Below are 21,615 nucleotides of genomic sequence, written 5' to 3' on the forward strand. Positions count from 1 at the left end.
CGTGCAATTCGGCTTCAGCTCCTACTCCTTCTACCAGCACCTGCGCACCGGTCGGATGAGCCTCTTCGAGGTCATCGACTGGATCGCCGCCAGCGACGCCACCCACATGGAGATCGCGACCGTGTCGCTCTCCCCGGAGATCTCCAACGACACCTCCACGCTCGACCAGGACCCCGATCTCGTACGCGAGATCAAGACCCGCGCCGCCGACCAGGGCGTCACGCTGTCCAACCTGGTCGTCCCGGCCGACCTGCTCGGCGAGGACGCCGACCGGCACATGCAGCGGGTCAAGCGGCACCTCGACGTGGCCGCCGAGCTGGGCATCACGCTGTTCCGCCACGACGTCGCCAAGTGGGCGCACCGGGCCAGGGACATCGCCGAGTTCGAGGCGCTGATGCCACGCATGGTCGAGGCGTGCCAGGAGATCGCCCGGTACGCCGCGCAGTACGGCATCACCACCAGCGTGGAGAACCACGGGCTGCTGATGAACGGCGGCGAGCGGGTCCGCCGGCTCATCCACCTGGTCGACGAGCCGAACTTCAAGACCACGCTCGACGTCGGCAACTTCATGTCGGTGGACGACAACCCGGTGGTGGCGGTCGCCGGCAACGCCCCGTACGCCAGCATCGTGCACCTGAAGGACTTCTACGTCCGCTCGCAGTTCCCCGGCGACGGCTGGCACCACACCCCCGGCGGCACCTACCTGCTCGGCTCCATCGTCGGCTACGGCGACCTGGACATGCGCCGGATCGTGCGCGGCATCCTCGACGCCGGCTATGACGGTTTCGTCTCCATCGAGTTCGAGGGCATCGAGGAGTGCCTGATGGCGAACCCGATCGGCCTGGCCAACGCGAAGCGGCTCTTCGCCGAGGCTGCGGCATGAACGAACGCACCGAGCGAAGCGAGGGCCGTGAGGGCATGCCCGGTCGGCACGGCCTCATGAGTCGGCTCGGGGTGGGCGTGATCGGCGTCGGGAGCATCGCGGACATGCACCTGGGCGCGTACGCCGCCAACCCGGACGTCCACCTCGCCGGCGTGTTCGACGTCAACCAGGAGCGGAGCGCGCGGAAGGCGGAGACGTTCGGCGTGACCCGCGTGCACCCCACGCTCGACGACCTGCTCGCCGACCCGGAGATCGACGCGGTGAGCATCTGCACCTGGAACGACACCCACGCCCAGATCGCCACCGCGGCGCTGGACGCCGGCAAGCACGTCCTGGTGGAGAAGCCGTTGAGCCGTACCGCCGGGGAGGCAGAGGCGCTCGTCGACGCGGTCGCGCGCAACGACCGTCACCTCCAGGTCGGTTTCGTCAGGCGGTTCGGCGCGAACGCGCTGGTGCTCAGGTCGTTCGTCGACGCCGGGATGCTGGGCGACGTCTACCACGCGCGGGCGACCAACATCCGACGGCTGGGCAACCCGGGCGGCTGGTTCGCGGACAGCGCACGCTCCGGCGGGGGGCCGCTCATCGACATCGGCGTGCACGTCCTGGACCTCTGCTGGTACTTCATGGGCACCCCGAAGGCGGTCACCGTCAGCGCGGTCACCCACTCGCCGCTCGGCAACCGGGCGAACGTCACCTCGCTGTCGCGTTACAAGGTCGCCGACTACGACCCGACGCGCAGCGACGTGGAGGACTTCGCCGCCGCGCTGATCCGGTTCGACAACGGCGCGTCGTTGATGCTGGAGACCAGCTATTCCCTGCACGCGCTGGAGGACCGCCTCGAAGTGGCGGTCTTCGGCGAGCGTGGCGGCGCGGAACTCGAACCGGCGCTGCGCATCGCCACCGAGATGCAGGACACGGTGCTGAACATGGCACCCCAGATCGACAATCTGTCGTTCGACTTCGCCGAGGGCTTCGCCAACGAGATCGCGCACTTCGTCGCGCTCTGCCTCGGCGAGGCCGAGGAGGTCGCGCCCGTCTCGCACGGCGCGGAGGTGATGCGCATGCTCGACGGGATCTACGAGTCGGCGCGGACCGGTCGAGAGATCAGGCTCTCCTGACATGGCCGATACACGGGGACCGGTCCGGGTCGGCGTGGTGGGGTGTGGCAACGTCAGTTCCCGCTACCTCGCCAACCTGGCCGGTCAACCGGCCGTCACGGTCGCCGCCTGCGCCGACGCCGACCCGGCGCGGGCCCGGGCGCTCGCCGCCGCCCACCGGGTGCCGGCGGTGCTCCCGGTCGACGACCTGCTGGCCGATCCGGGTCTCGACCTGGTGCTCAACCTCACCCCGCCCCGGGCGCACGCCGAGGTGAGCCTGCGCGCGCTGGCGCACGGCAAGCACGTCTACACGGAGAAGCCGCTGGCCACCACCATGGCCGACGGTCGCCGCGTCCTCGACGCCGCGCGGGCCCGGTCGTTGCGGGTCGGCACCGCGCCGGACACGTTCCTGGGCGTCGGGGCGCGGACCTGCGCGGGGCTCGTCGCCCGGGGCGCGATCGGCACGCCGACCTCGGTGGCCGCCGCGATGATGAATCCCGGGCCGGAGCGGTTCCACCCGGAGCCCGAGTTCCTCTACCAGGAGGGCGCCGGCCCGCTGTTCGACATCGGGCCGTACTACCTCACGGTGCTGACCGCGCTGATGGGTCCCGTCGTCCGGGTGGGGGCGCTGGGCGGCACGGCCCGGGCGCAGCGGGAGGTGCTGACCGGGCCCCGTGCCGGCTCGACCTTCCGGGTGGAGACGCTCACCCACATCAACACCGTGCTGGAGTTCGCCGGCGGGGCGCTGGGCACGCTGGTGACCAGCTTCGACGTCGCGGCGACGCGTACGCCGCACCTGGAGATCCACGGCACCGAGGGCACCATCGTCGCCGCGCAGGCCAACTCGTGGGGTGGCCCGGTGCTGCTGAAGGGGCCGGGCACCGACTTCGTCGAGGTGCTCCCCGGCCCGCGCGGGTCCGACGGGTTCATGGGAATGGGGCTGGTGGACATGGCCGAGGCCATCCGGACCGGACGACCGGAGCAGGCGACGGGCAACCGAGGGCTGCACGTGCTGGAGGTGCTCACCGCCATCGCCGACACCGCCCGCGCCGGCGGCGGCTTCGCCACGATCGGTTCGACGCTGGAGACCGCCGGCTGAGCGGAGGCTTGCGCTGGAGCGAACTCCAGCGCCTAGCGTCGCCGCCATGGCACAGACGACAGGCATGGCACTGACGGCTCCCGGCGGAAGCTGGACGCCGTACACGTTCGAACGCCGGGCCCTGCGCCCGGACGACCTCGCGGTACGCGTCACCTGGTGCGGGGTCTGCCACACCGACCTGCACGCGGCCGAGGCACTGACCGCGGACGCCCCGCCGCTGGTGCCGGGGCACGAGTTCGTCGGCGAGGTCACGGCGCTGGGCAGCGAGGTGACCGGCTTCCGGGTGGGCGATCCGGTCGCGGTCGGCAACATCGTCGACTCGTGCGGCACCTGCGGCGCGTGCCGGGCCGGGGAGCAGCAGTTCTGCGTGGACTTCCCCACCCTGACCTACGGCGGTCGGGACCGGGTGGACGGCAGCGTGACGCTCGGCGGCTACGCGCGGGACTACGTTTTGCGGGAGTCGTTCGCGTACCCGCTGCCGGCGGGGTTGGACCCGGCCGGGGCGGCGCCGCTGATGTGCGCCGGGGCGACCGTGTTCGAGCCGCTGCGCCGCTGGGAGGTGGGCGCCGGGGACCGGGTCGGTGTGGTGGGGCTGGGCGGCCTCGGGCACCTGGCGGTCAAGTTCGCCAGGGCGCTGGGCGCGCGGGTGTCGGTGTTCACCACCTCGCCGGGCAAGGAGGCCGGGGCGCGTGAGCTGGGCGCCGACGAGGTGATCGTCTCCGGCGACGCGGCGGCGATGGCGGCGCAGGCCGGCCGGTTCGACTTCATCCTCGACACCGCGTCGGCCAAGCACGACCCGTCGCCCTACCTGCGGGCGCTGCGGATGGACGGCACGCTCTGCATGCTGGGCATCCCGGACCGGTACGAGCCGGAGGCGCTGGCGCTGCTGCTCGGCTACAAGCGGCTGGCGGCGTCCGGCAGCGCGGGCCGTCCGCGTACCCGGGAGATGCTGGAGTTCGCGGCCCGGCACGGCATCGTCGCTGACGTCGAGAAGGTGCCGGCGCGGGAGGTGGGTCGCGCGCTCGACCGGCTGGCCCGCAACGACGTGCGCTGGCGGTTCGTGCTGGACCTCTCCGACCTCGGGTGACCGACGTACGGTTGGCGGGTGAACGCTACCGCGACCGCTCTCGGCATCCGTGAGGTGTCGGAGCTGACCGGCATGAGTCTCGACACCCTGCGCTGGTACGAGCGTGAGGGCCTGATCCCGCTGGTGAAGCGCACCTCGGACGGCCGCCGCCGGTACGGGCCGGCGGCCGTCCGCTTCGTGCGACTGGTGCAGGCGCTGCGCCGCACCGGCATGCCGATCGCGGAGATCCGCCAGTTCGTGGCGCTCGGCCCCGGCACCCCGGAGCATTCCGCGCAGCGGCTGCGGATCCTTCAGGAGCAGGAGGAACGGCTGCACCGCCGCCGCGCGGAGCTGGACGAGGACCTGCGGGTGATGCGGCACAAGATGGCGGACTTCCGCGACCTGATGGCGCACGGGCGCACCTGCGAGGACGACGACCTGCCCGACGACTGCGGTGGCCCACCGTCGCCACGGTGAGCCACCGCCTGTCGGTCAGTTCGCGACGAGCCGGAACTGCTGGTTGGCCTGGCCGTTGCAGTCGTAGAGCTGGACCTGCTGGCCGTTGGCGGTGCCCCAGACGTCGAGGCAGCGGCCGGACTGCACGCCGCTGATGGTGCCGTTGGAGTTGACGTTCCACTGCTGGTTGGTCTGCCCGTTGCAGGCGTAGATCTGGACCGCCGCGCCGTTGCCGGAGCCGGCCGCGTCCAGACAGCGGCTGCCGCCGTAGATGGTCAGCTGCTTGCTGCCGGTGTACGTCCACTGCTGGTTGGTCTGACCGTGGCAGTCGTAGAGCTGCACCCGGGTGCCGTTTGTCTGCGACGAGTTGGGCACGTCGACGCACCGGCCGGACTGGCTGCCGACGATCCGGCTGGCGCCGCCGGACGGCGGCGGGGTGGTCGGCCCGGAGGTCGGCGTCGCGGTCGGCGAGGTCGTCGGCGAGGTCGTCGGCCCGGGGCCGGCGGCGTTGAGCGCGTTGAGGACCGAGGTGTACGCGGCCTTCTTGTTGCCGCCGCCGTCGAACAGCAGCGGGTTCTCGTTGGAGCGCCACGAGTCGCTGTCGCGCACGCCCCACACGGTGATGCCGATGCAGCGCGGCACGTTCAGGCACGCCTGGGTCAGACCCTGGTACTGCGAGGTCGACGAGTTGGTGACGTCGACCTCGGTGAGCGCCACGTCCACGCCGAGCGCGGCGAAGCTGGACAGCGTGGTCTGGAAGTTGCTCGGCAGCGAGCTGCCGCCGGTGAAGTGGGTCTGCAGACCGACGCAGTCGATCGGCACGCCCCGGGACTTGAAGTCCTGGATCATCCGGTAGACACCCTGCGTCTTTCCGTACGACCAGTTCTCGATGTTGTAGTCGTTGTAGCAGAGCTTGACCGACGGGTCGGCCGCCCGCGCGGTGCGGAACGCCACCTCGATCCAGTCGTTACCGGTGCCCTGCAGGTTCGAGTTGCGGCGGCTGCCGTCCTCGTTGAACGCCTCGTTCACCACGTCCCACGCGGCGAGCTTGCCCTTGTAGTGGGCCATCACCCCGTTGATGTGGTTGATCATCGCGTTGCGCAGCGTGCTGCCCTGCATGTTCTGCATCCAGCCGGGCTGCTGGGCGTGCCACGCCAGGGTGTGACCGCGCACCTTCAGGCCGCGCTGGGTGGCCCAGTTGTAGATCTGGTCACCGGAGTTGAAGTTGAACTGGTTCTGGTTCGGCTCCGTCGCGTCCGGCTTCATCTCGTTCTCGGCCGTGATCATGTTGAACTCACGCGCCGCGATGGCGCTGTACGTCGAGTCGTTCAGCCGGCTCGCCGCGATGGCGGTGCCGAAGTAGCGGCCCGACTGCGCGGCGGCGGCGCCGAGCGTGCTGGCGGCCTGGGCCGGGCCGGGCACCACGAGCGCGGCCCCGGCCAGGGCCAGCGAGCCGGCGGTGGCGGCCAGCAGCAGGCGGTAGGGGCCACGCCTCAGTAGACGTTTCATGACACTCCTCTACATATCGGGTGAGGATGCGCAAGGCTGTGTGCACGGACCGCGCACCTGGCGGGGACACCACCGGGACGGTGGTGCGCGGTCCGGGTCACCGACCCCGAAACTTCCGGAAGGCTACCGGTAACTTCACCGCAACATACTCGCGACATGTTGATCGGTCAACGTCAATGAGCGCAGAATCCAGCCCGGCGCAGTCGCCGAAACTTCCAGTCCCGGGCACCATGCCGTCAGGCGATGCGGGACCGGCCGAGATCCGTCAACTCGTCTGGATCACGGCTCGCACCGCGCCCGACGACGATCAGCCGAGCGCGGTGTACTGCGGCGGGAACCGCAGTTCCAGCTCGACCGTCTGCGCCTCTGCCCGGCTGACAGTTATCGGCTCGGGTCGTCCGGTCCGGTAACCCTGGGCAAAATCGACCCCGAGGTTCCGCAGCAGCTCGATGGTCTGCTCGTCCTGGACGTACTCGGCGGCGACTCGGATGCCGAGCGCCGCACAGAGCTTGACCAGCATGGACACCAGGGCCTGACTTGCCGGCGACCGGCAGAGGTCGACGATGAACGTCCCGTCGATCTTGACGAGGTCTACCGGAAGTTGTTTCAGATGGGTGAGCGTGCTGTAGCCGGTGCCGAAGTCGTCAAGTGCCAGGTGGCAGCCGACCTCTCTGATCCCCGTCGCGAAGGCCAGCGCCTCGTTCCGGTTCTCGATGAGGGCGGTCTCGGTGATTTCGAACGTCAGACACTCCGGCTTGACGCCGTGCCGGTCGATCGCCTCGGTCACGAAGGCGAGCAGCCCCGGGTCGGCGAGCGACCTGCCGGAGAGGTTGACCTGGTAGTGGGAGGTCTGGGCACCCCGGCCGATCAACTCAAGAGCGTGGTCGACGACCCACTTGTCCACCGTGAGGATCTCCCCGACCCGCTCGGCCATGTCGAGGAAGGCCCAGGGTGCGACCGGCTCACCGGTGTCACTCCGCACCCGCAGCAGGATCTCGTGGCGGGTGACCTGGTTGAGCTGGAGATCGACGATGGGCTGCGCGTAGAGGGCGAATCTGTTCGCCGAGACCGCGTGCCGCACCCGGGAACGACACCGGTCCGCCCGCTCGCCGTCGGCGACCGGCTGGTCGAGCACGGCGATGGAGGCTGCGTTGCGGCGGGCGTCGCGGGCCGCGTGCTCGCCGTCGACGAGCAGGTCGAATCCGCTCGCACTGATCCCGCCGCCGAAATGCACCACGCCCGCCGAGGTGTTGAGTCGCACCGTCTTCTGTCGGACGTTGAACAGATGGTTCCGGAACCGCTCGACGATCCGAGCCGCCAGGCGCTCGGCGTCGTCCCCGGCCGGCGCGAGGAGCACTCCCCACAGGCCGGAGCCGACCAGGCCCCCCGTCAGCTCGCTCCCGACGACCGTACGCAGGAGACCGGCGACCGCCGCGGTCAACTGGTCGCGGTCCTCGTCGGTGAGCGCCTCCGGCAGCCGGGTGGCGGGTTCGGTCGCCACGACGACGACGGCGCCACCGGTGGTGCGGCGGGCCCGATCGACCTTGTCGATGACGTAGCCGCGGGTCGCCAGCCCGGTGAGGGCGTCCCGCGCGGCCGGGTCGGCGCAGAGCATGCGGCTGCGGACGGCGAGCCGGCGGCGTTCCCGCCGGGCGAGTTCGAGCGTGGTGACGTCCTCACCGGTGGCGATGATTCCGGACGGCTCGCCCTGGCTGGTCGTGATCTCCAGGTGGCAGTGCACGTGGCGGATGCTGCCGCCGGGGCGGATCACCCGGAAGCCGACCTCGCCGGGACGCTTCCGCTCCCATACCGCCCGGACCGCCGCACGGACCCGCCCCGCGTCCCCGGGATGCACGAGGCCGAGAAGCGTGTCGGGGGTGAGCCGGAACGTTCCCGGCGCGTGCCCGAAGATCCGCGCCATCTCGTCCGACCAGAAGATCCGCCCCACGCCCTCGGTCCCACCGGCTGTCCAGGTGACGGTGCCCAACTTCGACAGTTGGGCGACGCGCGCGACCCGGGCCGCCTCGTCTGCGTCGCAGGTCAACGGGTCGACGAGGTCGGCGTCGACCAGGATCTTGTAGCCCTCGGCGAGGGAGACGTCGTACTGGCCTTGCGCGGCGCGCGCTACCCGCCGCGCCCGAGCGAGTTCCAGCGGGCTGGGCGTGGTCTCGGCCAGTGCCAGGATGTCATCGAGATCCACGGCTCACCCCCTGCCGCCGGTGGCCGTCCGGGCCGGTGTAGCCGGCCTCCTCGGCCAACTCGCGCAGCCCTCGCCGGGCGGCCACCTTGTAGGAGCGGACGCTGTTCTCGGTCAGCCCGAGGATGCGGGCGATCTCCTGGTTGGAGAATCCCTCCTGCGCCATCTGGAACACCTCGGCGTGCCGCGTCGGGAGCTGGTGCAACCAGCCTCGCAGCGTCTCCTGCGCCTCCCACACGTCGGCGATGTTCGAGCGCGGTACCGGCGGCAGGTCCTCCGGGGCCATGGCGGCCTCCCGCTGACACCGCTGGCGATCCTTCATGATCTTGAATCGGGCGGTCACCACGATCCAGCCGATCGGCCGGTCGTGGGCCCGCAGCTCGGACCACTTGACCCGCCCATGCAGGTACGCCTCGTTGAGCGCGTCCTCGACCACCTCGCGGTCCCGGCACGCCGACCTGAGGATCCGCTCCACCTGGTGGTAGGAGGCCTCGGCGAACGCGGCGAACTCCTGGTCGTGCGCGGCCTTCACGCGAGCGGCCTCAGCCTTCCGCGCCGTCTCGCGGTCGACCTGGTCCGTCGTCAGGGCGGCGGTGCCCTCGAACTCCATCACGCCGCCTCCTCGACGGCCTCAGCCTTCGCCACGCCGCGGCCACCCAGCTCCACCTCGCGGTGCCCGTCGCGGTCGCGCTCCACGATCCGCACCATGTCGTGGTCGGCCTCCGCGAGCCTGATCAACCAGGTGACCCGGGCTGTGGTACGTGTCGTCGCCTCGCGTTCCTCCTGCATGCGTGCCCGGTACGCGACCCACGCGCGCACCAGTCCGGCCACCGCCCCCGCGACGGCCACAGCCACGGCCATCACCTGATAGCCGGTGAGTGGTTCCGCCAGTGCTTCGTTCATCGTTCCCCTGCCCCCTTCGGTCGCCAATTACTATCCGTGGCGGACAGCGGATGTAGACGCGCAGGCGTCCACAATGTTCTCGAAGATCGATGATCAATGGTTCTGGCAGCGCATACAGCACAAAGTCATCTCGTCGAAACGCTACGCGAAGTGGTCATGACAATCCCATGGGGGCAATTTGCGCGTCGCTCTCCGTTACTCATGGCTACCGGTCAACCACCACGACGGCCCATCCCGCGCGCCCGGTCCAGCACCTCTTCGACAGTGAGCGGGCTGCGCGGGTGGTGGCTCAACGACAGCGGCGTGCGGATCTTCCGCGGCGCGGCGCCCTCGGCGGCGAGATAGAACTCGCCCACCGTCAGCCGGGAGATGTCCGGCACGTCGCCGCCCTTGGCCCGGGCCATCTCGCGAGCCGCCTCGATCTGGATGGGGCTGTTCATCAGGCCGTACACCTGGGTCGCCGCGTTGCCGGGGATGCGGTTGTGCAGACCCTTCGGCGCCTGCGTGGCGAAGATCAGTCCGAGCCCGTACTTGCGGGCCTGGGCGGCCAGCGCCAGCGTGCTCTGGGTGCAGGCGGTCATCGCCCCGGACGGGGCGAACGTCTGCGCCTCGTCCATCACGAGCAGCCCCAGCAGCGGCCGGTCACCGGCCGGGTGCTTCTTGATCCAGGCGAACAACGCCATCTGGAGCTGGTTGACGAAACTCTGGCGGACGTCGTCGGACGGCAACCCCACCAGGCTGACGACCGAGACCCGGGCCCGCTTGCCGGCGGCGGGGGTGAGCAGCACCCCGGGGTCCATCGGCGTGCCCTCGCCCCCGAAGAGCGGGTCGTTCACCATGGCGGCGGTGAGCGTCTGGGCGAGACCGAGACCGATCTTCTCGGCGTCCTCCAGGTCGATGATCCCGTCCGGCAGGTCGGCGAGCGTGTCGACGAGGCCCTTCAACCGGGAACCGCCACGCCGGCCGTAGTGCTCGACGGCCTTGCGCAACACCGCCAGCCCCAGGTGCGCCCGGGTGGCCCGGCCGGTGACCATGGCCCGGGGCGCGAGCGCCGCCACGGCCGCCTCGACGGCTTCGCCGAACTCGTCCGGGTCGTCGCGCACGCCGGTGAAATCGGGCAGCGGCTGGAAGCTCAACGGCCGGCCCGAGCTGCGGCGCGGCGTCCAGACCACCACGTCGGTGTGGGCCAGGTAGTCCGCCGCCCGGTCCGCGTCACCCGGCCGCCACTGCGGCGGCGGGTCGGGCCACGCCTCCCCGAGCCGGGCGAGGTCGTTGTTGGGGTCGAGCACGATGGCGGAGACACCCGCGAGGGCACACTCCTCGACGATGCGGCGGATGAGCACGGTCTTGCCCGACCCCGAGCCGGCGAAGATCGTGGCGTGTTTCCGGAGCGCTTCCAGGGCCAGCGGGACCGGCGCGTCGTCGTCGTACCCGCGGCCCACCACGAACGCCGGCCCGCTCGTGGCCGAGGGCGGCGTGGGCCGGGCCGCGGGCCGGGTCGGTGCGGGCACCGGTGGCGGGCCGTCGGCCGGCGTCCACCGGTCGACGTCCACCAGCGCGTGCCGCAGGAACGTCAGGTTCCGGGTCGGACGCCGATCGGCCAGCCAGCTTCGCAGGTCCATGGTGGTCTCGGCGAGCATCACCCGCAGCGCGGAGAGGGTCCGCAGGTCCTCGTCGTCCAGGCCGATCGTCCGGCCGCCCGCCGCGTGGAACGCGTCGACCGACTTCCGGGTGGCCGCGCTCGTCGACCATCCCCCGTTGCGCAGCAGGAACAGCTTGCGTTTCGCCAGGCCGGTGTCGAGAGCCGACGCCGTGCACGCCTTGCGGAGCCGGGCCAGCGCGGCGTTGCCGTGGTGGTTGTCGCTGATCGCCCGGAAACACCAGTGCACCTGGTCCTCGGTGTGCTCGTCGAGCGTCAGGCGCAGCCGGGCGTGCAGCGGCGGATCCGTGCTCGGCGGCGGATCGACGCTGAACGCCGCCCCGGCGTCCCCGCGTTCCAGGATCCAGGCGGTGAGCCCGGCGGTCAGCAGTGCCGGCATCTCCCGGTCCTCCGACGTCCGCGCGCGCGGCGCGACGAGATCGGCGGCCGCCCGCAGCTCGGCGAAGCGGGCGTCGTAACGGGCCGTCTCCTCGGTGGTGGTGGTCGCCGGGTCGGTCCCGGGCCCCCGGGATTCCGTGGCGGACGGCCCGCCGAGGTCGGTCATCTCCCGGACCTCGTCCTCGGCGAGGCAGGCCCGGATGTGCCCGTCGATCTCGATCAGCAACTGGCGCGGGGTGAACGAACCGGCGTCGGCGAAGGCACGCGGGGACACCGGCCACGAGGGGTACGGCGGGGCGAACCCGACCCCCCGGTAGCGCAGCGTGAACCGCTTCTCGATGATCGCCTGGGCCAGGCCGGCGTCGTCGATGCGGCGCAGCATCGGCGTCTCCCGGAACCGGTCGGCAACCGTGTCCGCGGCGGTGGACCGGATGATGGTCCACGAGTTCGGGATGCAGGCGAGCACGGTCAGTGTGCGCCGCGTCGTCTGGCGCAGCGACATCAGGCCGTCCGCCATCCGGGCCAGCGTCAGCGCCTGCTCCGAGCTCATCGCGGCGGCGCCCACCAGCGCCGGGTCGCTCTGGATCGCCAACTGGGCGATCAGCGTGTCGATCTGGTCGATCGCGACGACGGACGGGCCGGTGAGCGCCAGCAGCCAGGACAGGTCCTGCACGATCTGCTGGGCCGGGCGCGGTACCCGGCGCATGCCCCAGGCCGCGCGTTCGCCGGGCGCCATCTCCTCGCCGGAGAGGAAGTAGTTCTCCGCCACGTCGCGGTGGGTGATGTCCTCGGAGGCGCTCAACGCGAGCGCCCGCGCCGTCTCCTGGCAGGTACGGGCCGCGTGCCGGTCGAAGTCACCCAGCCCTTCCAGGAACGCGTCGAGTGCGACCCGGGTGAGTTCGGTGTCGCCCATCACCGCCCGGCGAGCCGTCCGCGGCGCGCCCACCAACGCCGACAGCCGCCGCAGCAGCAGCTTGAGCTGCGTCTCCGGGCTGCCGGGCACCGGCCGGGCCAGGCCGTCCAGCACCGCGGCGAGCACACCGTCCCAGAAACTCTCGGCATCGAGCAGGCCGACCAGGAAGAAGTAGCCGCCCCGCTGCTGCACCCGCTCGCGGATCACGCCCAGCAGGTGGGTCTTGCCGGCCCCCCGCTGGCCCTGGACGACCAGGCCGAGCGGGCTGCCGTGCGGATTCGACGCGGCCTCGTCCACGCCGGCGAGGACATCCTTGACGACCGGGAGGTGCAGGCCGTCGACGTGGAAGGGCAGCGGTCGCCACACGTCGTCGGGCACCGGCGCCCAGTCGAACCGCAGCGCTGCCAGCGCGGCCCGTTCCGCCTCGTCCATCACACGCCGATCGCCAGCAGGTGGTTCTCCTGGCCGCCGAGTCGCAGCGCCGCCGCGTGGTCCGCCTCGGTGAGCGTCTTCTGGTTCGACTCCGGTGCGAGGCTCACGCCGTCGCTCCGACTGAGCCCGCGCAGCGCCTCGTCCAGGTGCTCCCGGGACACGTCGGCGAAGAACGGACGCAGCCGGCGCAGGCTCACCCAGGCCCCCGGCACGTCGGCGAGCGCCCGGTAGGCGCTGACCACGCGCGCCTCCATCGACCCGGTCGGCCCGGCCGCCGGAGCGCGCACGTCGGTCAGCGCGAACAGCTCGGCCAGCGTGGCGCAACCGCTCCGCGCCAGGACGCGTTCACGCAGGTTGGTCTGGAGGGCGGCCAACGCGGCACCGAGCGCGGACGCGCCGCGCAGCGTGAAGGTGAGGTCGGTCTGCATGCGTACCCAGCCCTTGTCGTCGAGCTGGAGGGCGTACGTCGACCCGCTCCGACGGCTGGCGACGTACTGCAGGCGGGTGAGCTTGTCCCGCTGCGGCTTGCGTACGTCGAGCTGGTAACGGTCGCGGAGTTCGGTGTTCAACACCTCCCGTGCCTCGGCCATCAGCACGACGAGAATCGCGCTCTCGGATGCGGTCAGCTCATCGCCGGCCATGCTGCCGTCCTTCCGCCATGTCCCGGCGACGGGCCCGCAGATACGTACCGATCTGCTGGACCACGGCGCCGACGTCGTGGATCACCCGGGCGTTCGTGAAGCGCAGGACGGCGTAGCCGTCCAGTTGGAGCTGGACGTCGCGCTGCCGGTCGGCCTCGTAGTGGACCGGACGGCAGTGCTCCGGCCCGTCGATCTCCACCACGCACCGTTCGTCCGGCCACAGTAGATCGAGTCGCACCGGCGTGGCCAAGCCGTGCGACTGAAAGCTCTGGTTCCACCGTCGTCCGGCCGCCCAGCTCTCGGCGGCGAGTGCCGCCTCCAGCCGTTTCTCGACGTCGCTGCCCGGATGCGGCTTCCCCACCACCGTCCCGGTCCAGGCGGGCAGGGCGGGCGGCGGCCCGATGCGGAACTCCGGCAGCCCTTCCCCGCCGACCCCCACCAGCCAGACGGCCGGGCCGCCGTGCTGCCCGAGCCAGGTGGCCCCGGCCGCGACCACCGCGCCGTCGGCGGCCGCCGGTTCGACGAGCAACACCACCCGCCGCCGCCCGAACGCGCCGGCGACGAGGCGGGCCAGCGCCGCCGCCCGGGTACGCACCGGAAGCGGCGTGGTGGTGGCCCGCCGGCCGGTCACCGCGTAGCGGGCCAGGTCGGGCAGGAACGTGCCGGGATACCGCTCGCGGCGGGCCCGCGCGGTGGCCGCGGCCCGGACCGCCGCCAGCCCGACCGTGTCCGGGCGGACCCCCTCGGCGATCTCGGGCAGCCAGGCCGGCAACAACTCGACGGCGACCCGTTCGAGCCGGTCCAGTGTGGCGTGCACGACGTCTGCCGGCATGACGGGTCGAGTGGCCGGGCGGTGCACCACGGCGGCCAGGTCCGGGTGGTCGCGGGCGATCAGCATGGCCAGCGCGTCGGTGTCCGCGTCGGGCAGGGCGACGACGCGATCGGTCGGGACGTCGGCGAGGCTCCGGTTCGACAGCAGCGCCAGCCCCTCCCCACCGTCGACCGAGACGTCCCGGATCAGGGTACGAATCCGCTTCGGAGCACGCCAGGCTGTCGCTCTGACCGCAACCCGACAGTGCCCCGAACCTCACTGGGGTTCGGGGCTTCTTACTCCTGCTCGTCGAGATGAGGCCGGTACTCGCGGATCCAGGATTCGATGTCCTCGGTACGCCACACGCGCCCCGTCGCGAGCGTCTCGTACGGCTCCGGCCAGTCCGGGCGCTTCATCAACTGCTCCACGCGCTGACGGCTGACGCCCAGCCGGGTACGGATCTCGTACGCACCCATCAGACGGCGTCCCATGCTCGGGACGCTAGACACTCCCTCACTAGGGCATACCCTAGTTGGGCGAGGCCCCACTAGGGCCTTGACTAGAGGGTAGGGTTCGCACACCTAGGGGTGATGACCGGTCAATACACCGCTCCCGGGCAGGACCGCAGCCGCCGGGCAGTCCGTCCGCACGGGCCCATGCGACCCCTCTGGCGATGCCGGGTGTGCGCAGCACCGTGGCCGTGCCAGCCGGCCCGCCTCCTGCTGCTGATGGAATACCGGCGCGACCGGGTGGCCTTGTCGATGTACATGGCCGGCTGCCTGTTCGATGCCACTGCCGACCTGATGAAACTCAATGACAACCCGGGGCCGTCGCCGGTCGAGTTGTTCGAGCGGTTCCTCGCCTGGACGGCTCGCCGCACCCCGGGCAGCGACCGGTAGCGGCCCGGCCCGGAGACGATCCCCGGACCGGGCCGATCCCCCGTTCTTCAGCCGAGCGCGGCGGCGAACATGCCGGCCTCGTACGAGCCGCCCCGCTGGTGCACGATCACCGCGAACCGGTTCGCCGCGTTGATCAACCCGACCAGGCAGATCAGCGCCGCGACCTGGTCGTCGTCGTAGTGCTCACGCACCCGGGCCCAGGTCTCGTCGGACACCCCCTGGTGGGCGTCGGCGAGCCGGGTGCCCTCCTCGGCGAACGCCAGCGCGGCACGCTCCGCCTCGGTGAAGACCGTCGACTCGCGCCAGGCGGCGACCAGGTGCAGCCGGACCGCGCTCTCCCCGGCGGCGGTGGCCTCCTTGGTGTGCATGTCGATGCACCAGCCGCAGCCGTTGATCTGGCTGGCCCGCAGCGACACCAACTCCTGGGTGGAGTGCGGCAGCGGCGACTGCTGGATCGCCAGGCCCGCGTTGGCGAACCGCTTGAAGAAGTTGGCGGAGATCGGGTTGTCGAACAGGTTGAATCGGGTCTCCATGGTGTCGCCCTCTCCGGTGGCATGGCGTTCGGTCGGACACGAGATGCCGGCGGCGGGGGCGGCGTGACACCGTGGCCCGGTGACGACCGCCACAGCGGCACGGTGTCACATCGGGCCGGTGGCCGGCGTCTGGTGGGGAACGCAGTCGAGCAGCGGAGGAGCCAGCCATGGCGGACCCGGCCACCGAGGAGTTCCTCGCCCACCGGAACCTGCTCTTCACGGTCGCGTACGAGATGCTCGGCTCGGCCGCCGACGCCGAGGACGTGCTCCAGGAGACCTGGCTGCGGTGGGCCGGCGTCAACCTCGACGAGATCCGGGACCGACGCGCCTACCTGATCCGGATCACCACCCGCCAGGCACTGTCCCGGCTGCGCGCGCTCGGCCGGCGCAAGGAGTCGTACGTCGGGTCGTGGCTGCCCGAGCCGCTGCTGACCACCCCCGACGTGGCCGACGACGTGGCGCTGGCCGACAGCGTCTCGATGGCGATGCTGCTGGTGCTGGAGACGCTCGCGCCGACCGAGCGGGCCGTGTTCGTGCTGCGTGAGGTGTTCGACGTCGGGTACGACGAGATCGCCGAGACGGTCGACCGGACGCCGGCCACGGTGCGGCAGATCGCGCACCGGGCACGCGCCCACGTGGCGGCGCGCCGGCCGCGCCGTACCGTCTCCGCGGCCGAGACCCGGGACGCGCTCGACGCGTTCCGGCGGGCGGTCGAGACCGGCGACCTCCGGTCGTTGCTCGCGGTGCTCGCCGAGGACGTCGTGCTGGTTGGCGACGGCGGCGGGATCAGGCAGGCGATCCCGCGCCCGGTCGCCGGCGCCGACAAGGTGGCCCGCCTGCTGGCCGGCGGCTGGCGTCGGGTCGCCGAGGTGGCGTCGATGGTGCCGGCGCAGGTCAACGGCTACCCGGCGCTGCTCGTGCGGCTCGACGGCGAGCTGGACACGGTCGTGGCGGTACGCTTCGACGACGGCCTGATCACCGGGCTCTACGCGGTGCGCAACCCGGAGAAGCTGTCCCGGATGACCCGGGAGACGACGCTGAGCCGCCGTGCGACGATGCCCGGATGAGCAGCGACGCCTCCACCCGAGCCCGGATGAGCAGCGACGCCCCGCCCGACGTCACCGCCCTCGCCATCAACGTGGCCGTTCCGGAGGCGCTGCGCTGGACCGACACCCGGCGCGGCGAGGAGTTCACGCTGACCACTCTCAACATCCGGCTGCTGCCGGACGGCCGGCTCGCCGCCAAGGCGTACGGCCGACCCACGGCGGGTGGGCGCGGCGCGTACGTGTCGTTCCGGGTGCCGGACCGGCCGGAGCTGGCCGCGCTGGTGGCGGCGGCGGCCGACCGGGCGGCCGCGCTCTGGGCCGCCCACCGCGGCCTCGACTGAGCGTCACGCCGGGCGGTTCCGCTCCGCCCGGCGCACCACCTCCGGCGTCACCAGTCCCACCACCAGGAACACGCCGCCGAGCAGCAGCCAGCCGGGCGCGCCCCAGGTGATGCAGCACAACGCCAGCACGGTCGGCGCCACCACGTTCGCCAGGCCGGCGCCGAACCCGAACAGGCCCATGTACTGCCCCTGCGCATGTGCCGGGGCCAGGCTGAAGCGCAGCTCCATCGAGCCGGCGGTGTGCCACAGTTCGCCGACGGTGTGCACGCAGACGCCGAGCCCGATGCCGGCGACGGCGAGCCAGGTGGGCAGTGTGGCGGTCGCGGCGACGACCGCCATCCCGGCGAGGAAGGCGACCCCGGCCCGGCGTACGGCCCGACCGGCCGCGTCGCTGCTGTCCACGCCCCGGCTCGCCCGGACCTGGAGCAGCACCACGAGTGCGGTGTTGGCCAGGGCCGTCGCGCCGACCAGCCAGCGGGGCGCGTCGGTGTGCCCGACGATCCACAGCGGCAACGCGAAGAGCAGCACCTGGTGGTGGATCGACATCACGCCGTCCAGCACGGTGACGGCCACGTACCCCCGGTCGCGCAGGACCGCCCAGCGGTTGGTGCGGGGCGGCGCGGAAACCGGTGGCAGCGCCGGCAGGGCGGCGACCACGCTCGCGGCGGCGACGAAGCTGAGCGCGTTCGCCAGCACCAGCGCCAGGTAGGCCGGGCGGCTGTCGAACTGCACGGCGAACCCGGTCGCGATCGCGGCGCAACTGCCGGCCAGATTGGCGACCGAGCGCAGGTACGCGCGATATCTCGGCAGGTCGTCGCCGCCGATTCCGCGAACGAGTGGTCCCCGCGCGGCGCCCCCGGCGGAACGGGCCAGTTCACCGACGCAGAGCGCCACCAGGACCAGCCAGAAATTGCGGACGACAAGCAGCGCGCCCATCGCCGCGCCCTGGATCACGAGCATGCCCAGGTAGACCTCCCGGGGCCCGCGCCGGTCGGCGAGATGCCCCACCGGTACGCCCGCGAGCAGGCCGGCGCCGGCGGCGACGCCCATGCCGAGGCCGACCTGGGCCAGCGGCAGACCGACCACGCGGGTGAAGAACAGCGCGGCGGTGACCATGAAGACACCGCTGCCGATCATGTTGACGAACGTGGCCAGCGCGAGAATGCGCTGCGGTCGCGTTTGCGGCACGAGTCCTCGCCGGACCAGCGGCGGAACTCGCTTTTCGATTGTGGGCACAGTGGACACCGGTGACCTCCCCGTCAGATCAGCTCGGCGAATCTAACGAGAATTTCCGCCCGATCTGATCGGTTCGTCGGCCGATACCGCAGATGCCCGATGCTTGCTAACTTGGATGTCGTCGGGAGGTCAGCGACGCACGCCCACCCCGCCGTAGCCGTGCGACACCGCGGCCTGCGGCTCGCCGTCCGGCCGCCAGTCGGCCAGCCGGACCAGACCGGGCTCGACCAGGTCGTACCCGTCGAGGAAGCGGGCCACGTCGGCGTGGGTGCGGGGCACCAGCGGCGCGCTGCTGCGCCGGTAGACCTCGGTGCCGGCCCGCGCGGGCAGCGGCGGCGCGCCGTCCAGCGTCAGGTGCGACAACGCGAGCAGGCTGCCGGGCGCGGTGGCGTCGCGCAGCCGGGCCACGGCCGTCCACGGGTCGTCCGCGTCGGGCACGAAGTGCAGCACCGCGACCAGCAGCAGCGCCACCGGCTCACGGAGGTCGAGCGTCGCGCGCAGCGTCGGGTCGGCCAGCAGCTCGTCGGGCCGCCGCAGGTCACCGCGGACCACCACGGTGCGCCCGCCGTCGGTGGGCAGCAACCGCCTGGCGTACGCGACGGCCACCTCGTCGGTGTCCACGTAGACCACCCGGGCGTCCGGGTTCACCGCGCGGACCACCTCGTGCACGTTGCCCTGGGTGGGCAGCCCGGCGCCGACGTCGAGGAACTGGCGTACGCCCCGCTCGGCCGCCCACCGCACGGCCCGGCGCAGGAAGGCGCGGTTCGTCTGGGCCGCCACGCCGGTGTCCGGAAAGATCTTCAGGATCTCCTCCGCGGCGGCCCGGTCGGCCGCGAAATTGTGGCATCCGCCCAGGTAGTAGTCGTACATCCGGGCCACGTTGGGTCGCGTTTCAGCAGCCGTCACGCCCTGATGTGTAGCACCCTGGGCGACGAACCGCTGACCCGTTGTTCCCAGGAGGTACCGATGACCGATCGGCGGCAGACCGTGGAGGTCGACCCGGTGCTGTTCCGCGCCGTCTACGACTCACCCGCCTCACTCCCCGGGCGGCACCGGTGGACCACCCCCGAGTCGGACGTACGCCGGATGGAGCGGCTGCTGAACATCCCGGCGCACAGCATCGGCGCACCGCTGTGGGTCAGCGGCGACGAGCCGGACTGCCCGAAGTGCGGACGCCGGGTGACCTGGTACGACATCGTCTCGTCCGCGCTGCACGGGGTGCACGACACGGCGATGATCGCGCGGGTGGTGCTCGGCGAGCGGAAGTACGTCAACACCGAGGTGCCGGACGCGGTGCCCGGCGTCCACTGTGCCGACTGTCGCACCCCGATCACCGGGCTGCGCAGCTTCAAGTGCCACAACTGGGCGTACGCGTTCGAGGCGCTGGAGAAGATCGTCGAGCGGATGTCCGGCGTACCGGCCCAGCCGCCGGGTGACCGGGGCACGGGGTGTTAAGCGGGGCCCCTTCCTATACCGAAGGCGTTAACAAGGGGCCCCGCCTTACCTGCGGGCGCGCGCACGCCGAGCGTGGCCGATCACACGCCGCCGGTGGTGAGCACCAGCGTGGCGGCGGTGCCGAGGATGAGGAACGGCCCGAACGGCAGGTGACTGCGCCAGCGGACCCGCCGGGCGGCGAGCAGCACCAGCCCGGCCAGCGCGGCCAGGGTGACCGCGAGCACCAGCCCGGCCACCAGGACCGGCCAGCCGTACCAGCCGAGCAGCGCACCCGCGCCCAGGGCCAGCTTGGCGTCGCCGAGGCCGAAACCGCGCCGGCCGAACAGCACGGTGGTGGCCGCGAAGCCGGCGCCGAGCGCCAGCCCGGCCGCGACGGCCCGTACCCAGGGTGCCGGGCCGGGCCCGGCCAGCGCGGTCGCCCCGAGCAGCGCCGCGGTGCCGCCGGCGGCCGGCCAGGTCAGCCGGTCGGGCAGCCGGTGCGCCGCGGCGTCCACCAGCGCCATCGGCACCGCCCAGGCGAGCCACCAGGCCAGCGCCAGGCGCGCGCCGGGCAGCCCGCCGGCCAACGCCAGCACCGCGACGGCGACCGCGAGCGCCACCTCCGCCACGGCCGGTGGCACGCCGATCCGCGCCCGGCAGCCGGGGCAGCGGGCCGCCGGCCCGAGCGCCGGCCACGGCCGGTCCAGCCCGATCGGCGTGCCGCAGGCGTCGCACGCCGTCCGGTCCGGGCAGTCCGGCGGTACGGCGTAGCGGGCCACCGCCAGCCGGACCGGCGGCCCGACCGCGAGGGTGGCCAGCAGCCGGACGAGCGGGCGGCGGGTGACGGCCGGCGGGTCGGGGTGGCGGAGCCGTTCGGTGGTCATGCCGGCTCCCCCGTCCGGTCGCCGGTGGTTCCGCTGCGGAGCACGCAGAGTGACGGCACGTTGATCGTCGTGTGGCGGATGGCGCGGAAAATGGCGTCCGGCGGGGCCCCGGAGCGGCCGGTGCCGACGACGGGTGTCGGGCGTGGCCGACCGGCGGGACGGATCGGACGAGCGGGGTGCACCCCGCCCATACCGGTGGCGTGGCGGGCGGCCGGCGCGGGCGGGTGGACGGGTGCGGGTGAGCGCACACCGACTGTCGGGGAGGCCGGGGAGGACCCGCTCGTCACCGTCCGGAACGCCACCGGCCGCCACCACCCGTCTTCACTCAACGTGTTCACGTGAATTGCCTCTGTTGCATCGGCGGACGTCAGCCTATGCTCGCCCCTTGGGTACGACGCAACCCCCGCTCAATGGCGTCGGAGGCGGACCGGAGACAGCACTTCCACATTCCACGAAGATCAGCACAGGTAAATGCACACGGTGGCGGTCGAGGTCCGGTCCGACAGATCCGGGCGTGCTTCCGCATGCCCGGAGCGCTCCGCGCGACCGCACCGGGCCGGCACCGAGGAGGGCTCGGCGTTGCGCACATGGCAATCCCGCCGATGGGAAGGCGGCCTGCTCAGCCTCGTGCTGGCGGTCGGTGCCGCCGGCTGCGGCACCGGGCCCGAGGCGACCACCGGCCCGCTGACCGGCCGCGCCGCAGCGCCCGCCGCGCATTCCACCGCCGAGGAGAAAGCGGCCGAAAAAGCGGCACTCACCGCCTATTCCGGCTATCTCGCCGCGTCCCGGGCGGCGAGCGCCCGCAGCGATCCCGGCCATCCCGCCCTCGGCCGTTTTCTGGCCGACCCGCTGCTGACCCAGGTTCGGTTGGCAATTCGTGACGCGAAGGAGCACGGCGCGATGCGTACCGGAAAACTGGTTTCCACCCCCACGGTGGTCTCGGTCGACCTGGCCGCCGAAACGCCCACCGTCGAGATCCAGGACTGCCTGGACGCGACCGGCTACCGGCTGGTCTACGTCAAGAGCCGCAAGCCCGTGCCCGGCACCGACGGCGGCCGGTACCTGGCCACCGCGACCGCGGCCCGCTATCCCGACGGTCGCTGGCTGGTCAACGCCGGCGCCGCGCACCGGGACCAGCCGTGCTGACCTGGGGAGGAGGGAGCGTCCCGGCCGACCGGGTCGGGACGCCCCGCCGGT

22 protein-coding genes are annotated in these 21,615 nt (G+C 72.2%); 10 read left to right on the forward strand and 12 right to left on the reverse strand.

The window, feature by feature from the left end; genetic code table 11:
- The first annotated feature begins 1 nt into the window (after position 1).
- From C8054_RS17885 to C8054_RS17905, 5 genes are read left to right on the forward strand one after another with little or no spacing between them, the layout of a single operon-like run.
- Entirely contained in the window at positions 2-883 is an 882-nt protein-coding gene (locus C8054_RS17885) for a sugar phosphate isomerase/epimerase (RefSeq protein ID WP_107157939.1), read from the forward strand.
- Positions 880-2,001 (forward strand): Gfo/Idh/MocA family protein, encoded by a 1,122-nt coding sequence (locus C8054_RS17890; protein WP_199199825.1) that lies wholly within the window; start codon positions 880-882, stop codon positions 1,999-2,001. The genes C8054_RS17885 and C8054_RS17890 overlap by 4 nt, the downstream gene beginning before the upstream one ends.
- Position 2,002: 1 nt before the next feature.
- The gene (locus tag C8054_RS17895; RefSeq protein ID WP_107157940.1) at positions 2,003-3,079 is read left to right on the forward strand and encodes a Gfo/Idh/MocA family protein; all 1,077 of its coding nucleotides are present in this window, start codon (positions 2,003-2,005) and stop codon (positions 3,077-3,079) included.
- A gap of 46 nt (positions 3,080-3,125) precedes the next feature.
- Positions 3,126-4,166 carry an NAD(P)-dependent alcohol dehydrogenase gene (locus C8054_RS17900; RefSeq protein WP_233219698.1) on the forward strand — a complete coding sequence of 347 codons (1,041 nt, stop codon included), beginning with the start codon at positions 3,126-3,128 and terminating at the stop codon, positions 4,164-4,166.
- 18 nt (positions 4,167-4,184) lie between these two features.
- A complete protein-coding gene (locus tag C8054_RS17905) occupies positions 4,185-4,622 on the forward strand; it encodes a MerR family transcriptional regulator (RefSeq protein WP_233219699.1) in 438 nt (145 codons plus the stop codon).
- Positions 4,623-4,637: 15 nt separating this feature from the next.
- On the opposite strand, the gene C8054_RS17910 is transcribed toward C8054_RS17905, so the two are convergent.
- The 8 genes from C8054_RS17910 to C8054_RS17945 form a co-directional block, all read right to left on the reverse strand.
- The gene (locus C8054_RS17910) at positions 4,638-6,110 is read right to left on the reverse strand and encodes an endo-1,4-beta-xylanase (protein ID WP_107157942.1); all 1,473 of its coding nucleotides are present in this window, start codon (positions 6,108-6,110) and stop codon (positions 4,638-4,640) included.
- 307 nt (positions 6,111-6,417) lie between these two features.
- A complete protein-coding gene (locus tag C8054_RS17915; protein WP_107157943.1) occupies positions 6,418-8,310 on the reverse strand; it encodes an EAL domain-containing protein in 1,893 nt (630 codons plus the stop codon).
- Complete coding sequence (locus tag C8054_RS17920; RefSeq protein WP_107157944.1) at positions 8,297-8,917, reverse strand: RNA polymerase sigma factor; 621 nt, start codon at positions 8,915-8,917, stop codon at positions 8,297-8,299. Before C8054_RS17920 ends, C8054_RS17915 begins: the two co-directional genes overlap by 14 nt.
- Positions 8,917-9,210: a hypothetical protein gene (locus tag C8054_RS17925; RefSeq protein ID WP_107157945.1), complete on the reverse strand. Its 294-nt coding sequence runs from the start codon at positions 9,208-9,210 to the stop codon at positions 8,917-8,919. Before C8054_RS17925 ends, C8054_RS17920 begins: the two co-directional genes overlap by 1 nt.
- A 212-nt stretch (positions 9,211-9,422) precedes the next feature.
- Positions 9,423-12,593: a DUF87 domain-containing protein gene (locus C8054_RS17930; protein WP_107157946.1), complete on the reverse strand. Its 3,171-nt coding sequence runs from the start codon at positions 12,591-12,593 to the stop codon at positions 9,423-9,425.
- Positions 12,593-13,234 (reverse strand): hypothetical protein, encoded by a 642-nt coding sequence (locus C8054_RS17935; RefSeq protein ID WP_107157947.1) that lies wholly within the window; start codon positions 13,232-13,234, stop codon positions 12,593-12,595. Before C8054_RS17935 ends, C8054_RS17930 begins: the two co-directional genes overlap by 1 nt.
- Positions 13,221-14,132 carry an endonuclease domain-containing protein gene (locus C8054_RS17940; protein WP_107157948.1) on the reverse strand — a complete coding sequence of 304 codons (912 nt, stop codon included), beginning with the start codon at positions 14,130-14,132 and terminating at the stop codon, positions 13,221-13,223. Before C8054_RS17940 ends, C8054_RS17935 begins: the two co-directional genes overlap by 14 nt.
- Positions 14,133-14,341: 209 nt before the next feature.
- On the reverse strand, positions 14,342-14,536 hold the full coding sequence (locus C8054_RS17945) for an AlpA family transcriptional regulator (RefSeq protein ID WP_233219700.1): 195 nt from the start codon (positions 14,534-14,536) through the stop codon (positions 14,342-14,344).
- Positions 14,537-14,635: 99 nt separating this feature from the next.
- Here C8054_RS17945 and C8054_RS17950 point away from each other — a divergent pair, with 99 nt between their 5' ends.
- Positions 14,636-14,944: a hypothetical protein gene (locus C8054_RS17950; RefSeq protein WP_107158016.1), complete on the forward strand. Its 309-nt coding sequence runs from the start codon at positions 14,636-14,638 to the stop codon at positions 14,942-14,944.
- A 47-nt stretch (positions 14,945-14,991) separates the two neighbouring features.
- Here C8054_RS17950 and C8054_RS17955 read toward each other — a convergent pair whose 3' ends face one another.
- The gene (locus tag C8054_RS17955; RefSeq protein ID WP_107158017.1) at positions 14,992-15,477 is read right to left on the reverse strand and encodes a carboxymuconolactone decarboxylase family protein; all 486 of its coding nucleotides are present in this window, start codon (positions 15,475-15,477) and stop codon (positions 14,992-14,994) included.
- Between the two features lie 167 nt (positions 15,478-15,644).
- On the opposite strand from C8054_RS17955, the gene C8054_RS17960 reads away from it, so the two are divergent.
- A complete protein-coding gene (locus C8054_RS17960) occupies positions 15,645-16,544 on the forward strand; it encodes an RNA polymerase sigma-70 factor (protein ID WP_107157950.1) in 900 nt (299 codons plus the stop codon).
- Positions 16,541-16,864: a hypothetical protein gene (locus C8054_RS17965; RefSeq protein WP_233219701.1), complete on the forward strand. Its 324-nt coding sequence runs from the start codon at positions 16,541-16,543 to the stop codon at positions 16,862-16,864. Before C8054_RS17960 ends, C8054_RS17965 begins: the two co-directional genes overlap by 4 nt.
- A 3-nt stretch (positions 16,865-16,867) precedes the next feature.
- Here C8054_RS17965 and C8054_RS17970 read toward each other — a convergent pair whose 3' ends face one another.
- Positions 16,868-18,052, reverse strand: a complete 1,185-nt coding sequence (locus C8054_RS17970; RefSeq protein WP_233219702.1) for an MFS transporter — start codon at positions 18,050-18,052, stop codon at positions 16,868-16,870.
- 177 nt (positions 18,053-18,229) lie between these two features.
- Positions 18,230-19,006 carry an SAM-dependent methyltransferase gene (locus tag C8054_RS17975; protein ID WP_107157951.1) on the reverse strand — a complete coding sequence of 259 codons (777 nt, stop codon included), beginning with the start codon at positions 19,004-19,006 and terminating at the stop codon, positions 18,230-18,232.
- 60 nt (positions 19,007-19,066) lie between these two features.
- On the opposite strand from C8054_RS17975, the gene C8054_RS17980 reads away from it, so the two are divergent.
- Positions 19,067-19,555, forward strand: a complete 489-nt coding sequence (locus tag C8054_RS17980) for a hypothetical protein (protein WP_107157952.1) — start codon at positions 19,067-19,069, stop codon at positions 19,553-19,555.
- Positions 19,556-19,635: 80 nt separating this feature from the next.
- Here the strand turns inward: C8054_RS17980 and C8054_RS17985 are convergent, their stop codons facing one another.
- Complete coding sequence (locus tag C8054_RS17985; RefSeq protein WP_107157953.1) at positions 19,636-20,418, reverse strand: prepilin peptidase; 783 nt, start codon at positions 20,416-20,418, stop codon at positions 19,636-19,638.
- Positions 20,419-20,997: 579 nt separating this feature from the next.
- Between C8054_RS17985 and C8054_RS17990 the strand changes: the two genes are divergently transcribed.
- On the forward strand, positions 20,998-21,564 hold the full coding sequence (locus C8054_RS17990) for a hypothetical protein (protein WP_107158020.1): 567 nt from the start codon (positions 20,998-21,000) through the stop codon (positions 21,562-21,564).
- The last annotated feature ends 51 nt before the right edge of the window (positions 21,565-21,615 follow it).

This window comes from Micromonospora sp. RP3T (assembly GCF_003027925.1).
Classification (GTDB): Bacteria; Actinomycetota; Actinomycetes; order Mycobacteriales; family Micromonosporaceae; genus Micromonospora.